Annotated in this window: 11 protein-coding genes; 9 read left to right on the forward strand and 2 right to left on the reverse strand. The window is 62.7% G+C overall.

All coding sequences use genetic code 11. The annotated features are described in order from the left end of the window. Window position 1: 1 nt before the first annotated feature. The 7 genes from CO666_RS08580 (at window position 2) to CO666_RS08610 (ending at window position 9324) form a co-directional block, all read left to right on the forward strand. On the forward strand, window positions 2–1000 hold the full coding sequence (locus tag CO666_RS08580) for an ABC transporter permease (protein ID WP_097611637.1): 999 nt from the start codon (window positions 2–4) through the stop codon (window positions 998–1000). Further along, a complete protein-coding gene (locus CO666_RS08585; RefSeq protein WP_179869639.1) occupies window positions 1000–2172 on the forward strand; it encodes an ABC transporter permease in 1173 nt (390 codons plus the stop codon). The genes CO666_RS08580 and CO666_RS08585 overlap by 1 nt, the downstream gene beginning before the upstream one ends. Before the next feature lie 96 nt (window positions 2173–2268). Further along, complete coding sequence (locus CO666_RS08590) at window positions 2269–3474, forward strand: glycosyltransferase family protein (protein WP_097611638.1); 1206 nt, start codon at window positions 2269–2271, stop codon at window positions 3472–3474. 9 nt (window positions 3475–3483) lie between these two features. After that, window positions 3484–4731, forward strand: a complete 1248-nt coding sequence (locus CO666_RS08595; RefSeq protein ID WP_097611639.1) for a glycosyltransferase — start codon at window positions 3484–3486, stop codon at window positions 4729–4731. Continuing rightward, window positions 4728–5894 carry a glycosyltransferase family protein gene (locus CO666_RS08600; protein WP_097611818.1) on the forward strand — a complete coding sequence of 389 codons (1167 nt, stop codon included), beginning with the start codon at window positions 4728–4730 and terminating at the stop codon, window positions 5892–5894. Before CO666_RS08595 ends, CO666_RS08600 begins: the two co-directional genes overlap by 4 nt. 148 nt (window positions 5895–6042) lie before the next feature. After that, window positions 6043–8757, forward strand: coding sequence for an ABC transporter ATP-binding protein (locus CO666_RS08605; RefSeq protein WP_097611640.1), 2715 nt, complete (start codon window positions 6043–6045; stop codon window positions 8755–8757). Between the two features lie 99 nt (window positions 8758–8856). Continuing rightward, window positions 8857–9324: a cyclic nucleotide-binding domain-containing protein gene (locus tag CO666_RS08610; protein ID WP_085740122.1), complete on the forward strand. Its 468-nt coding sequence runs from the start codon at window positions 8857–8859 to the stop codon at window positions 9322–9324. A gap of 89 nt (window positions 9325–9413) precedes the next feature. Here the strand turns inward: CO666_RS08610 and CO666_RS08615 are convergent, their stop codons facing one another. Together CO666_RS08615 and CO666_RS08620 are read right to left on the reverse strand one after the other, a co-directional pair. After that, on the reverse strand, window positions 9414–9872 hold the full coding sequence (locus CO666_RS08615; RefSeq protein ID WP_097611641.1) for a hypothetical protein: 459 nt from the start codon (window positions 9870–9872) through the stop codon (window positions 9414–9416). Between the two features lie 293 nt (window positions 9873–10165). Then, window positions 10166–11497, reverse strand: coding sequence for an MFS transporter (locus CO666_RS08620; protein ID WP_097611819.1), 1332 nt, complete (start codon window positions 11495–11497; stop codon window positions 10166–10168). Between the two features lie 378 nt (window positions 11498–11875). On the opposite strand from CO666_RS08620, the gene cyoA reads away from it, so the two are divergent. Next, window positions 11876–13039 (forward strand): ubiquinol oxidase subunit II, encoded by a 1164-nt coding sequence (cyoA, locus tag CO666_RS08625; RefSeq protein ID WP_097611642.1) that lies wholly within the window; start codon window positions 11876–11878, stop codon window positions 13037–13039. Window positions 13040–13081: 42 nt separating this feature from the next. Next, window positions 13082–15085, forward strand: coding sequence for a cytochrome o ubiquinol oxidase subunit I (gene cyoB, locus CO666_RS08630; protein WP_097611643.1), 2004 nt, complete (start codon window positions 13082–13084; stop codon window positions 15083–15085). The last annotated feature ends 2 nt before the right edge of the window (window positions 15086–15087 follow it).

Raw genomic sequence — 15087 nt, forward strand, 5'->3', positions numbered from 1 at the left:
CGTGCTCAGATATATTCTCTGGCGTATCGCCGCCATGGTGCCGACACTCTTCGTCATTTCGGCGCTGGTTTTCACCATCATCGAGCTGCCGCCCGGCGATTTCTTCGAGAGCCAGATCGCCGAACTGCGCGCCTCCGGCGAAACCGCCAATCTCCAGGAAATCGAGGAGATGCGCCAGCAATACGGCTTCGACAAGCCGGAGATCGTGCGCTATTTCTACTGGGTCGGCGGCATGCTGCACGGCGATTTCGGCTATTCCTTCGAATACCAGCTGCCGGTCTCCGACGTGGTCGGCGATCGCCTCTGGCTGACGATCCTCGTCTCCTTCACCACCATCCTGCTCACCTGGCTGATCGCCTTCCCGATCGGCATCTATTCGGCCACGCACCAGTACAGCTGGGGCGACTATGGGCTGACCTTCCTCGGCCTGCTCGGCATTGCCGTTCCGAACTTCATGCTGGCGCTGATCCTGATGTATTTCGCCAATATCTGGTTCGGCATCTCGATCGGCCATCTGATGGACCAGCAATATATCTCGGCGCCGATGAGCTGGGAGAAGGCGCGGTCGATCCTCTCGCACCTGTGGATCCCGGTGATCATCGTCGGCACCGCCGGCACGGCCGGCATGATCCGGCGGTTGCGCGCCAACCTGCTCGACGAGATGCAGAAGCAATATGTGACGACCGCCCGCGCCAAGGGCCTGCATCCGATGCGGGCGCTGCTCAAATATCCGCTGCGCATGGCGCTCAACTTCTTCGTCGCCGATATCGGCTCGATCCTGCCGTCGATCATCTCGGGCGCCGAAATCGTCGCCATCGTGCTGTCGCTGGAGACGACGGGACCGATGCTGATCAAGGCGCTGCAGAGCCAGGACATGTATCTGGCCGGCTCCTTCCTGATGTTCCTGGCCTTCCTCAACGTCATCGGCGTGCTGATCTCCGACATCGCGCTCGGCTTCCTCGATCCCCGCATCCGTCTGCAAGGCAGGAGCACCAAATAATGTCGCCCCTTCCCGCACCCGGCGCGCCGCTTCCCCATTACGTCTCGACGGCGCCTTTCGATCCGCACGCGACCGAAACCATGACGGCAGCGCAATCGCGCATCCATCTCGCCTCGCAGAAGCAGCTGATGTGGTGGAAGTTCAAGCAGCACCGGCTGGCCTTGATCTCCGGCATCTTTCTCGCCGCCGTCTATCTGATGATCCTGATCGTCGAGTTCCTGGCGCCCTACGGCCTGCACACCCGCAATGTCGATTTCATCCATGCGCCGCCGCAAAGCGTCCATTTGTTCGACAAGGGTGAGTTCGTCGGACCCTTCGTCTACGGCCGCAGCATGACGCTCGATCTCGACACGCTGCACCGCGTCTATACCGACAGGCCGAACGACGTGCAGCCGATCCGTTTCTTCTGCCGCGGCGATGCCTATAAATTCTGGGGCTTTGCCGCCTCGAACTATCATCTGGTCTGCCCGGCGATCGGCGGCCAGATGTTCCTGCTCGGCACCGACCGGCTCGGCCGCGACGTGCTCTCGCGCATCCTCTACGGTGCGCGGATCTCGCTGACGATCGGTCTGATCGGCATTTCGATCAGCTTCGTGCTCGGCATCGTCATCGGCGGCCTCGCCGGCTACTGGGGCGGTATTTTCGATCTCATCGTCCAGCGCCTGATCGAGGTGCTGCAATCGCTGCCGAGCCTGCCGCTGTGGATGGCGCTGGCCGCCATCATGCCGGTGACCTGGAGCCCGATCGTCATCTATTTCGGCATTACCGTCATCCTCGGCATCATCGACTGGACCGGGCTGGCGCGTGCCGTGCGCTCCAAGCTTTTGGCGCTGCGCGAGGAGGATTACGTGCAGGCGGCACAGCTGATGGGCGCCAGCACGCCGCGCATCATCGGCCGGCATCTGGTGCCGGGTTTCATGTCGCATCTCATTGCTTCGGCGACGATTTCCATCCCCGGCATGATCCTCGGCGAGACCGCGCTCTCGTTTCTCGGCCTCGGCCTGCGTCCGCCGATCACCAGCTGGGGTATTCTGCTGACCGAGGCAAAAAGCGTCAGCGTCATCGCCTTTTATCCTTGGCTGCTCTATCCGATCATTCCTGTTGTTCTTGTCATTTTGGCGTTCAACTTTCTGGGAGACGGCTTGCGTGATGCGGCAGATCCCTACAAATAGCAGGAAGCTCGGCGGTGCCTCACGGCATCGCTCCCGCCGCATGGCCTCCGGACGGTGGGGGTGCTAAATATGTTGCTCGCCCCAGAGGGAACACCCATGGCCAGACGTCTCGAAGATGCACGCATCCTCATGTACAGCCACGACACCTTCGGTCTCGGCCACCTCAGACGCTGTCGCACCATCGCCCATGCGCTGGTCGAGGATTATCGCGGCCTCAACATCCTGATCATTTCGGGCGCCACCATCGCCGGCGCCTTCGACTACCGCGCCCGCGTCGACTTCGTGAAGATCCCGAGCGTCATCAAGCTGCGCAACGGCGAATATACCTCGCTTGCCAGCCACATCGACCTGCACGAGACGCTGAAGATGCGCGAATCGAGCATCCGCCACACGGCCGAGACCTTCCAGCCCGATATCTTCATCGTCGACAAGGAGCCGATGGGGCTGAAGGGGGAGGTCGAGGATACGCTCGCCTATCTCAAGGCCCGCGGCACCGTGCTGGTGCTCGGCCTGCGCGAGATCATGGATGCGCCGCATCTGCTCGAGGCCGAGTGGAAGAAGAACGGCATCATGCAGAAGATCGACCAATATTACGACAGCGTCTGGGTCTACGGTCCGCCTGATTTTTATGACCCGCTGGTCGGTCTCGACGTGCCGGCGAGCCTCCGCCGGAAGATGGATTTCGTCGGCTTCCTGCAGCGCAGCGTCTCCAAGGGCAAGACCTCGATCAACGCCCGCAAGGACAATTACATCCTCGTCACCACCGGCGGCGGCGGCGACGGCTCCGATCTCGTCCATGACGTGATGAACGCCTACGAGGCCGATCCGACGCTGACGCAGAAGGCGCTCGTCGTGCTCGGGCCCTATATGCCGGCCGCCGAGCGCGCCAAGCTGGTACAGAAGGGCGAAGCCATTCCCTATATCGAGGTGATCGAGTTCGACAACCACATGGAAGAGCTGATCGACGGCGCCATCGGCGTCGTCGCCATGGGCGGCTACAACACCTATTGCGAGATCCTCTCCTTCGATAAGCCGGCCCTCATCGTGCCCCGCGTCAAGCCGCGCGAGGAACAGCTGCTGCGCGCCCAACGGGCAAGCGAGCTCGGCCTCGTCGACATGCTGCTGCCGGAACAGTCGGTCGATCCGAAGATCATGGCCGAGGCGCTGAAGCGCCTGCCCTCCCGCCTGCCGCCGTCGAAGAGCGGCAGCAATATGCATCTCGAAGGGCTCGATCATATTTCGCAGACCGTCGGCCGATGGATCGACGGCCGCGCCAGCCACCTCGCCCTCGTCGCAGAATAGGGCACAGCCTTGCCGCCACGCCGCAAGATCCTCGTCGTTCTGAAAGGCTATCCCCGCCTTTCGGAAACCTTCATCGCCCAGGAGCTGCTCGGCCTCGAAAAGGCCGGCTTCGACCTGACGCTGATTTCGATGCGCCGGCCGACCGACAAGAAGCGCCACCCCGTCCATGACGAGATCCGGGCGCGCGTCGTCTACCTGCCGGAATATCTGCATGAGGAGCCGATCCGCGTGCTGAAAGGCTTGGTCGCCGGTTTTGCGAAACCTGGCTTCAAGGCGCTGATCAAACGTTTCCTCGCCGACCTCAAGCGCGACATCTCGCGCAACCGCTTCCGCCGTCTCGGCCAGGCGCTGGTGCTGGCGCGCGAATGGCCTGACGGCGGGCAATGGCTGCATGCCCATTTCATCCACACGCCAGCCTCGGTGACGGAATATGCGAGCATCCTTACCGGCACGCCCTGGACCTGTTCGGCCCACGCCAAGGACATCTGGACGTCACCGGACTGGGAGCTCAACGAGAAGCTCGGCAGCGCCCGCTGGGCGGTCACCTGCACCAGAACGGGCTACGAGCACATGCGGGGCCTGACATCCCGCAAGGATGCGGTGCACTTAAGCTATCACGGCCTCGATCTCGCCCGTTTCGGCCATTTTGCCGGCGCGCGTTCGGACCGCACCGGCACCAACCCCGACGACCCGGCCTTCATCCTCAGCGTCGGCCGTGCCGTCGAGAAGAAAGGCTACGACGTGCTGCTCAGGGCGCTTGCCCTGCTGCCCGCCGACCTCCACTGGCGCATGGACCACATCGGCGGCGGCGAGGAGCTTGCGAAACTGAAAGTCCTGGCCGGCGAACTCGGCCTCTCCGGCCGCATCGTCTGGAAGGGCGCCCTGGCGCAGGAAGACGTGCTCGATCATTACCGCCGCGCCGACCTCTTCGCGCTGGCTTGCCGGGTCGCCGCCAATGGCGACCGCGACGGCCTGCCGAACGTCCTTGTCGAAGCATCGAGCCAGCGGCTCGTCTGCGTCTCGACCGACGTATCCGGCGTGCCGGAACTCCTGAAGAACGGTGAAAACGGTCTCGTCGTGCCACCGGAGGATCCGGCGCTGCTTGCGAGAGCCCTGGAAGCGGCGATCCGCGACCCGGCGCTGCGCAAGCGCCTCGGCGACGCCGCCGAAAGCCGGGTGCGCGAAGATTTCGATTATCACTCCAGCATCAGACAGCTCACCGGCCTGTTCGAGGCCGAATGGCAGAAGGCCTCATGACGGCACCGCGTATCTTCTTCTATGTCCAGCACCTGCTCGGCATCGGCCATATCGCCCGCGCCAGCCGCATCGCCAATGCGCTCGTCAAGGACGGTTTCGACGTCACGGTCGTCACCGGCGGCCTGCCGGTGCCTGGCTTTCCCGGTGAGGGCGTGAAGACCGTGGCCTTGCCGGCGGTCGTTGCCAGCAATGCCGGTTTCTCCGGCCTCGCCGATGCCGACGGCCGGCCCGCCGGCGAGGATTTCCTCCATGCCCGCCGCGAACTGCTGCTCGACGCCTTTCATGCCGCAAGGCCCGATGTCGTCATCATCGAAGCCTTCCCCTTCGGCCGGCGACAGATGCGCTTCGAACTCCTGCCCTTGCTCGCGGCAATCGAAAAGGCCGAGCCGCGGCCGAAACTCTTAAGCTCGGTGCGCGACATCCTGCAGGAAAACCGCAAGGCCGGCCGCGACGCGGAAACCGCCGCGCTGGTCAAGGAGCATTTCGACGCCGTTCTCGTCCACGGCGATCCGGATTTCGTCAGGCTCGAGGACACCTTCCCGCTGACGCCTGAAATCGCCGACAGGCTGCGTTATACCGGCCTTGTCGCAGCCCCGCCGGCGCCCGAGCCGACCGAAACATTCGATGTCATCGCCTCGGCGGGCGGCGGCGCCGTCGGTGCGGCGCTGATCGGCGCGGCCAAAGAGGCGGCAGCGATGCTGCCCGCCGATCTCCGCTGGCTGCTGATCGCGGGGCCGAACCTGCCGGAGACCGATTTTACCGCGCTGTCGCGGGACGCGCCTCGAAATGTGACGCTGGTGCGTTTCCGCAAGGATTTTCCTTCGCTGCTGCGCGCCGCCAAAGTCTCGATATCGCAGGCCGGCTACAACACGGTCGGCGATCTGCTGCGCACCGAATGCCGGGCGATCCTCATTCCCTTCGTCGCCGGCGGCGAGACCGAGCAGACGGTGCGCGCCGAACGGCTGCAGGCGCTCGGCCTCGCCGATATCCTGCCGGAAACGGGACTGACGCCGATCCATGTGAAAGAGGCGGTCGAAAGGGCGCTCGCCGCACCGGGGCGCAAGCCGGTGCTGCTCGATCTCGACGGGGCGGAGAAAACCGCCGGCGTCATTCGCTCCATGATTGCCGAATCCCTCGCCCAATCCAAAATTCCTGTGATATAAACAGTGTTCCGGCGAGAATCGGCACGTCTGCGGCCGGTCGCTTCGCCTTGTTTTCATTGCGATATCGGCGGTCCGGCTGCATGGTCCTGTTCTTGAGATTCCTCCCCATCCCGGCCCCCGCAATTTCCCAGCACGCTGACGGTTAGCCATGGAAAAAAGCCTCGCCCGCTACATCTGGAAGAACACGCGGCTGCAGCAGCTGTGGATTCTGGCTGTCGTCGCCGCCTCGATGGTGCCCTACTTCCTGTCCTTCGACCTGCCGAAGCAGATCGTCAACGGACCGATCCAGGGCGACGGTTTCGAAGGCCCGGGCGCAAGACAGACCTTCATGCACATCGCCTACGACATTCCGCTGATCGGCCATGTCGAATTCTTTCAAGGTTTGCAGCTCAACCGCTTCCAGATGCTGATGGCCCTCAGCCTGGTGTTCCTGGCGCTGGTGGTGCTGAACGGCCTCTTCAAATTCTACATCAACACCTATAAGGGCCGGCTCGGCGAGCGCATGCTGCGCCGCATTCGTTTCGAGCTGATCGACCGGGTGCTGCGTTTCCCGCCTATTCACTTCAAGCGGGTGAAATCGGCCGAGATCGCCACCATGATCAAGGACGAGGTGGAGCCGATGGGCGGCTTCACCGGCGATGCCTTCGTCTCGCCCGCCCTTCTCGGCGGCCAGGCGATCACCGCGCTCGCCTTCATCATCGTGCAGAATTTCTGGCTCGGCATGATCGCCGCCGGCATCGTCGGCGTCCAGGCCGTCGTCATTCCCCGCATGCGCAAGCGTCTCCTGGATCTCGGCCGCCAGCGGCAGCTGACGGCGCGCGAACTTTCCGGCCGCGTCGGCGAAATCGTCGACGGCATCGGTACGATCCACGGCAACGACACATCCAACCTCGAACGCGCCGACATCGCGTCGCGGCTCGGCCGGATCTTCTCGATCCGCTACGACCTTTACCAGTGGAAATTCCTGGTGAAGTTCATCAACAATTTCCTCGCCCAGGTCACGCCTTTCCTGTTCTACGCGATCGGCGGCTATCTGGCGCTGCAGGGCCGGCTGGACATCGGCCAGCTGGTCGCCGTCATCTCGGCCTATAAGGACCTGCCCGGCCCGCTGAAGGAACTGATCGACTGGGACCAGATGCGCCAGGACGTGCAGGTGAAATACCAGCAGGTCTACGAGCAGTTCAACGTCGAGCCGCTGATCGACAGCCGCATCCAGGAACTCGCGATCGCCCCCGTCGGAGCGCTGACGAGCGCGCTCGTCGTCACCAACCTGTCGGTCTCCGACGACAGCGGCGCCCGCCTCGTCGACCACGTTTCCGTCGAGATCAAGCCGAACGAGACCGTGGCGATCGTCGGCCCGAACGGCAGCGGCGCGGAAGCCTTCGCCGAAGCGCTCGGACGCATGGTATGGCCGGATTCCGGCCGCATCACCATCGACGGCCGTGACCTGCTGGACTTGCCGGAATCGATCACCGGCCGGCGCATTTCCTATGCCTCGGCCGATACGTTCTTCTTCCACGGCTCGCTCGCCAGCAACCTGCTCTACGGCCTCAAGCATGCGCCGATGACCGATGCCGTCTATGACGAGAAGGAGGCGCAGGAATATAAATGGCACTCCATCGAGGCGGTGAAGGCCGGCAACCCGACGCTCGACCTCAACAGCGACTGGGTGGATTACAAGGCGGCCGGCGCCAGCGGGCCCGAGGACCTGTTGAAAGCGATCCGGCCGGTGCTCGACGCCGTGCTGATCTCGCAGGATATCCTCGACCTGGCGCTGCGCTCGAACGTCAATACCGACGTGCATGTGGCGGTCAGCGATCATGTCGTGGCGCTGCGCGCCTCGCTCAGAGACCGGCTGCGCGACGAGGGCCTCGACGGCATTGTCGTGCCTTTCGATTTCGACGCCTATAACGCCCAGGCAACGGTTGGCGAAAACCTGCTCTTCGGCACGATGAAGCGGCCGCTGATGACCAATCGCAGGCTGGCCGCCCATCCCTATTTCCAGCAGCTCTTCCGCGAGACCGGCCTCAGCACCGATCTCTACGCCATGGGCCTCGAAATCGCCGAGAACGCGGTGGAACTCTTCCACGACCTGCCGCCAGACCATCCCTTCTTCCAGCAGCTGACCTTCATGACGGCGGACGACATTCCGACCTACCAGGCGCTGCTGCAGAAGCTGCAAAGCCGCCGCTTCGAGGACGCCACACCCGAGGAACGGTCGGCGATCATCCGGCTGAGCTTTGCCTATATCGAGCCGCGCCACCGCTTCGGCCTGCTGACCGACGAGCTGATGGCCAAGATCGTCAGCGCCCGCAAGCAGTTCCACGAGCATATTCCAGCCGATCTCGCCGAGCTGATCGAGCGTTATGACGCCGAGCGTTTCACCCCCTCGGCCAGCCTGATGGACAATGTCCTTTTCGGCCGCATCGCCTATCAGCAGGCCGACGCCTCCGACCGCATCCGCGCCATCATGGGCGAACTCTTCGACGCGCTCGACCTTTATGACGACGTGCTGTCGATCGGCCTCGAATTCGACGTCGGCTCTGGCGGCAAGCGGCTGACCATGGTGCAGCGGCAGAAGCTCAACCTTGCCCGCGCGCTTCTGAAACGCTCGGACTATTTCATCTTCAACCGGCCGCTCTCGGCGCTCGACCAGCGCGTCCAGGATCAGATCACCCGCAACATCGTCGAAGACCTGCATAAGGAAGGCGAACGCCCGGCGATCGTCTGGGTGCTCTCCAATGCGCGCCTCGCCGAGCTGTTCGACCGGATCCTGCTGTTCGACCGCGGCGGTCTGGCGGAAGCCGGAAACTATCCGGAACTTTCCGAAAAAAACGGTATGTTCAAGGAACTGTTATCGTAATATTCTATTGGGGCGGCGATGGTAGGCGTTCCCGGGGGAACGCCCGGAATTTGAAGACGCCTGGTTCCAAGGACCATGCGGCAGGGGATTGAAACGCTCATGCTGTTGAGAGACGAAGTGGAAATGCTGCGCCGGGTGCCGATCTTTTCAAGGATTGCGCCAGCCAAGCTCAAGCTTTTGGCCTTCACCTCCGACCGCATGACCTACAAAGCCGGGCAGGACCTCTTCCATCAGGGCGATGTCGGCGACGCCGCCTATGTCATCCTTTCCGGCAGCGCCGATATCATCGTCGCCTCGCCGGCCGGCGAGATCAAGGTCGCCGACGTCGAGCTCAATTCCATCGTCGGCGAAATCGCCATCCTCTGCGATGTCTCGCGCACGGCGACAGTGCGCGCCACCTCGCCGCTTGAAGTGCTGCGCATCAGCAAGGAGCACTTCCTCAAGCTGCTCAGCGACTTTCCGGAGATGGCCGTGGAAATCATGCGGGTGCTGGCCGACCGCCTGAACCACACCACGGCGGAACTGACCGCCGCACGGGCGGCAAAACAGCCGCAGATGGCGCAGTAAGACGCGTTCAGCCTTTCGGCGGCCATTGCTGGGCGCCGTGGACGAGGCGCAAGATTTCCAACTCTGCGATTTCACACGCCAGATGAGCTTTACTTGGCTCCAGCCTTAAGCCGCGCCAGCAGCTCTGCCCGTTCGCGCGCCATCTGCTCCTCGACGACTTCATGCGGAATCCAGACCGCGTTCGGATCATCGGCCTCCCGGATCGCCTCCTCGACCTGTTCGCGGAACCACTTGTCGTATTCCGCCGCCTCATGGATACGGCGCAGAGCCTCCGCCCGATCCGGCCGCGATGCCGTCTCAGGAACGTAATCGGCCGCGTCGACATCGAACCGCGAAATGCCGACATCCTTGAGATAGGAAACCAGGGTATCCATGCGCTTGAACACACGCACCTGCCGGCTGCGCTGAGCGGCAAGTGGCCGCTCGGCCTTGCCGTAGCGGATGACGACCGACCAGCCGCCGGTTTTGCCGACAACATGAGCAGCATCGACCGCACCGGCTTCGACAAGGCGGGAAAGGGTCGAATGATCGATGGTTTCTGCGGTCATGGCAATCCTCGCTGATCGCCAACATGATATGCATTTAATTATAGATTGCAATGCATTCAATAATTGGAATTGCGACCCGAAACCAAAGCCTGCTTCCTGCCGCTGTCCGATTCGTGGCAGCGGCTGCCCCTCACCCTAGCCCTCTCCCCGTAAAAGACGGGGAGAGGGGACGTGCCCCACGAAAGGTCGAAGAGGACGGACAGGGTGCAGCATGGTCCCTTCGCCCCGTTTACGGGGAGAAGGTGCCGGCAGGCGGATGAGGGGCTGGCGCCCCTGGGGCGCAGACTGGCCGCCTATTCCCGCTGCTCCAGCGCCTTGCTGAAGGCGAGTGCTGCCAGCGTGCAGATGGCGCCGGAGAGCAGGTAGTAGCCGACGAAGGTCAAGCCGAAGCGGCTGGAGAGGCTGAGCGCCACCAGCGGCGCAAAACCGGCGCCGATCAGCCAGGCGAGATCCGAGGTGAAGGCGGCGCCGGTATAACGATAGCCGCGGCCGAAGCGCGACGAGATCGAACCGGTCGCCTGGCCGAAGGACAGGCCGAGCACGCCGAAACCGATAATGACGAAGGCGTCATGGCCGCTATTGCCAGACGCGATCAGGATCGGTCCGACGAAGCTGAAGACGGCGATGATGACGGCGCAGATGGCAAGCTGGGCGCGCCGGCCGATGCGGTCGGCGATCAGGCCCGACGCGACGATGGCGACGACGCCGACCATGGCGCCGACCACCTGCACCACCATGAAGGCGCCGATCGGCTGGTTGCCGTAAAGGCTCATCCAGCCGAGCGGGAAGATGGTGACGAGGTGGAACATGGCGAAGCTGGCGAGCGGCACGAAGGCGCCGATCAGGATGTCGCGTCCGTGCACGCGCAGCACCTCGAGGATCGGGGCTGCTTCCAGCTCGTGCTGTTCGAGCAGCGTGCCGAATTCCTTGGTCATGACCAGGCGCAGACGCGCAAACAGCGCCACGACGTTGATCGCGAAGGCGACGAAGAAGGGATAACGCCAGCCCCAGGAGAGGAAATCTTCACTGGAAAGATTGGCGACGAAATAACCGAACAGCGTGCTGGCCAGCGCAAAGCCGATCGGCGCGCCGAGCTGCGGGATCATCGCATACCAGCCGCGGTGATTGGCCGGCGCATTGAGCGCCAGCAGCGAGGCAAGGCCGTCCCAGGCGCCGCCGAGCGCAAAGCCCTGGCCGAGACGGAAGAGTGCCAGCAGCGCGATCGACCAGACGCCGATCTCCTCGTAACCCGGCAGGAAGGCGATCGAAGCCGTGGAGCCGCCGAGCAGGAAGAGCGCGATCGTCAGTTTGGTGCCGCGCCCATACATCCGGTCGATCGTCATGAAGACGACGGAGCCGACCGGGCGGGCGAGGAAGGCCAGCGAGAAGATGGCGAAAGAATAGAGCGTCGCCGTCAGCCTGTCCGGCGCAAAGGGGAAGACCAGTTGCGGAAAGACCAGGACCGAGGCGAGGCCGTAGACGAAGAAATCGAAGAATTCCGACATGCGGCCGATCACCACGCCGATGGCGATGCTGCCCGGGGAAACCGGCTTGTCGTCGTGAATGCGCCGCGCGTCGCGTTCGAGCGACGCCGACGACGGTCCGTAATGCGATGTTGTAGCCATGAAAAACGCCTCCTCGTTAAGGCGCTTCCGGCAAAGCGCCTCAAGCCTGATCTTGATCAAACCCGCAGGCTTATCAAGTGCGTGAGATGTAAATAGTTCATCTGTGCGGCTCAAATTGAGCGCGGGTGGAAAAAATTGGCGTGATCCGGACAGTAATTTGTCTTGGGAACGCTGGCCTGACCGATTCTTGCGGATATATTGACCGAAACACGCGCTGGCGAAAAATCCTTCTTGATTTCATCAGGATTTCAAAGCACTAGCGCACAAGATTTGTGCCGCAATGCGGCATACTTGCTGCACTGCGACCAAAGGCCTCATGTCGCGATCCGGTTCAGTGCTTTAGTCGCGGAACAAACGAAACAACAAGAGCTTAGAGACGTGCCAAAACTCGTGAAGTTTTCCCGCCTTCTATCCGTCTTGCCGCTGCTTTTCCTGGCAGGATGCAACATGGTGGTCATGGCGCCTTCCGGCGACATCGCCATGCAACAGCGCGATCTCATCGTCATCTCGACGGTGCTGATGCTGCTGATCATCGTCCCGGTGATCTTCCTGACGCTGTTCTTCGCCTGGCGCTACCGCCGCTCCAATACGGCCGCAACCTACGCGCCGGAATGGCACCATTCGACCCGCCTCGAAATCGTCATCTGGGCCGCACCGCTGGCGATCATCATCGCGCTCGGCGCCGTGACCTGGATTTCCACCCATAAGCTCGATCCCTACCGCCCGCTCGACCGCCTCGATGCCGAGCGCGCCATCCCGGCCGATACCAAGCCGCTGACCGTCGAGGTCGTGGCGCTCGACTGGAAGTGGCTGTTCTTCTATCCCGAACTCGGCATCGCCACCGTCAACGAGCTTGCCGCGCCGGTGGACACGCCGATCAATTTCAAGATCACCGCGTCCTCGGTGATGAACTCCTTCTACATCCCTGCGCTGGCCGGCCAAATCTACGCCATGCCCGGCATGGAGACGAAGCTGCACGCCGTCATCAACCGGGAAGGCGAGTATGAGGGCTTCTCGGCCAATTACAGCGGCGCCGGCTTCTCGCACATGCGCTTCAAGTTTCATGGCCTCGACCGCGAAGGCTTCGACGCCTGGGTGGCCAAGGTCAAGCAGCAGGGCACGATGCTCAACCGCGACGCCTATCTGAAGCTCGAGAAGCCGAGCGAGAAGGAACCGGTGCGCTATTATGCCGGCGCCGATGCCGACCTCTACGACGCCATCCGCAACATGTGCGCCACGCCAGGCAAGATGTGCATGAACGAGATGATGCACATCGACATGATGGGCGGCGGCGGCAAGGAAAGTGCCGAGAACCGCGAGAAGCTGCAATATGACAACCGCCATGCCGACGAAGGCATCGTGGCGCCGGCGGCCACAGTGCCGGCGACGGGTGCTCCGGCGCGCAGCGAGCCCGAGCGTACCGACGGCAGCAGCATGCAGCACGACATGCCCGGCATGGATATGCAGCATGACGGCCATTCCATGCCCGGCATGGGCAATGGCGCCGATCCGGCGCCGGCGCAGCTCAACAACAACAATTAACCTGGCGCTTTGCGTCGCAAGACATAATGAACGGGTTGTTCCATGTTTTCCAATCCTGACCTCCTGAAGTTCGTCTTCGGCCGGTTGACCCTCGATGCCATTCCCTATCACGAGCCGATCCTGGTCGTGACCTTCATCGGCGTCGTCATCGGCGGCCTCGCCGTGCTCGGCCTCATCACCTATTTCAAGTTCTGGGGTCCGCTCTGGCGCGACTGGATCTGCAGCGTCGATCACAAGAAGATCGGCATCATGTATGTGATCCTCGCCGTCATCATGCTGCTGCGCGGCTTCTCCGACGCCATCCTGATGCGCATCCAGCAGGCGATCGCCTTCAACGGTTCGGAGGGTTATCTGCCGCCGCACCATTACGACCAGATCTTCACCGCCCACGGCGTCATCATGATCTTCTTCGTGGCGATGCCCTTCGTCACCGGCCTGATGAACTTCGTGGTGCCGCTGCAGATCGGCGCGCGCGACGTCTCCTTCCCCTTCCTCAACAACTTCTCCTTCTGGATGACGACAGCAGGCGCGATCGTCATCATGCTGTCGCTGTTCATCGGCGAATTCGCCCAGACCGGCTGGCTGGCCTACCCGCCGCTGTCGGGCGCCGCCTACAGTCCGGGCGTCGGCGTCGACTATTATATCTGGGGCCTGCAGGTGGCCGGTGTGGGAACGACGCTTTCGGGCATCAACCTGATCGCCACCATCGTCAAGATGCGTGCGCCGGGCATGACCTTCATGAAGATGCCGGTCTTCACCTGGACGGCGCTCTGCACCAACGTGCTGATCGTCGCCTCCTTCCCGATCCTGACGGCAACGCTCGCCCTGCTGTCGCTCGACCGCTACGCCGGGACGAACTTCTTCACCAACGACCTCGGCGGCAATCCGATGATGTACATCAACCTCATCTGGATCTGGGGCCATCCGGAGGTCTACATCCTGGTGCTGCCGGCCTTCGGCATCTTCTCGGAAGTCGTCGCCACCTTCTCCGGTAAGCGCCTCTTCGGCTACGCCTCCATGGTCTACGCCACCTGCGTGATCATGATCCTGTCCTACATCGTCTGGCTGCACCATTTCTTCACGATGGGCTCGGGTGCTTCCGTCAACTCGTTCTTCGGCATCACCACGATGATCATCTCGATCCCAACCGGGGCGAAGATCTTCAACTGGCTGTTCACCATGTATCGCGGCCGCATCCGCTACGAGGTGCCGATGCTGTGGACGGTCGGCTTCATGGTGACCTTCGTCATCGGCGGCATGACCGGCGTCATGCTCGCCGTGCCGCCGGCCGACTTCGTGCTGCACAATTCGCTGTTCCTCATCGCCCACTTCCACAACGTCATCATCGGCGGCGTTCTCTTCGGCATGTTCGCCGGCGTGAACTACTGGTTCCCGAAGGCCTTCGGCTTCAAGCTCGATCCCTTCTGGGGCAAGCTGAGCTTCTGGTTCTGGCAGATCGGCTTCTGGTTCGCCTTCATGCCGCTCTATGTGCTCGGCCTGATGGGCGTCACCCGCCGCATGAGCCAGTTCGAGGACCCGTCGCTGCAGATCTGGTTCATCATCGCCGCCTTCGGCGTCGGCCTGATCGCGCTCGGCATCGCCGCCTTCCTGATCCAGATCGTCGTCAGCTTCATGAAGCGCGAAGAACTGCGCGACGACAGCGGCGATCCCTGGGACGGCCGCACGCTGGAATGGTCGACCGCTTCGCCGCCCCCGGATTACAACTTTGCCTTCACGCCCGTCGTGCACGACCATGACAGCTGGTACGACATGAAGAACCGCGGTTATGCCCGCCCGCTGGAAGGCTTCCGGCCGATCCACATGCCGAAGAACACCGGCACCGGCGCGATCCTGTCTGCTATCAGCGTCGCGCTCGCCTTCGGGCTGATCTGGTACATGTGGTGGCTGGTCGTCGTCTCCGCCATCGCCATGCTCGTCGTTGCGATCGGCCATACCTTCAACTACAGACGCGACTTCTACATCGCCGCCGACGAGGTAACCGAAACGGAAGGCAAGCGCACGGCGCTGCTTGCCGAGCAGGTGTAATG

The organism is Rhizobium chutanense, assembly GCF_002531935.1.
In the GTDB taxonomy this organism is placed as follows: Bacteria; Pseudomonadota; Alphaproteobacteria; order Rhizobiales; family Rhizobiaceae; genus Rhizobium; species Rhizobium chutanense.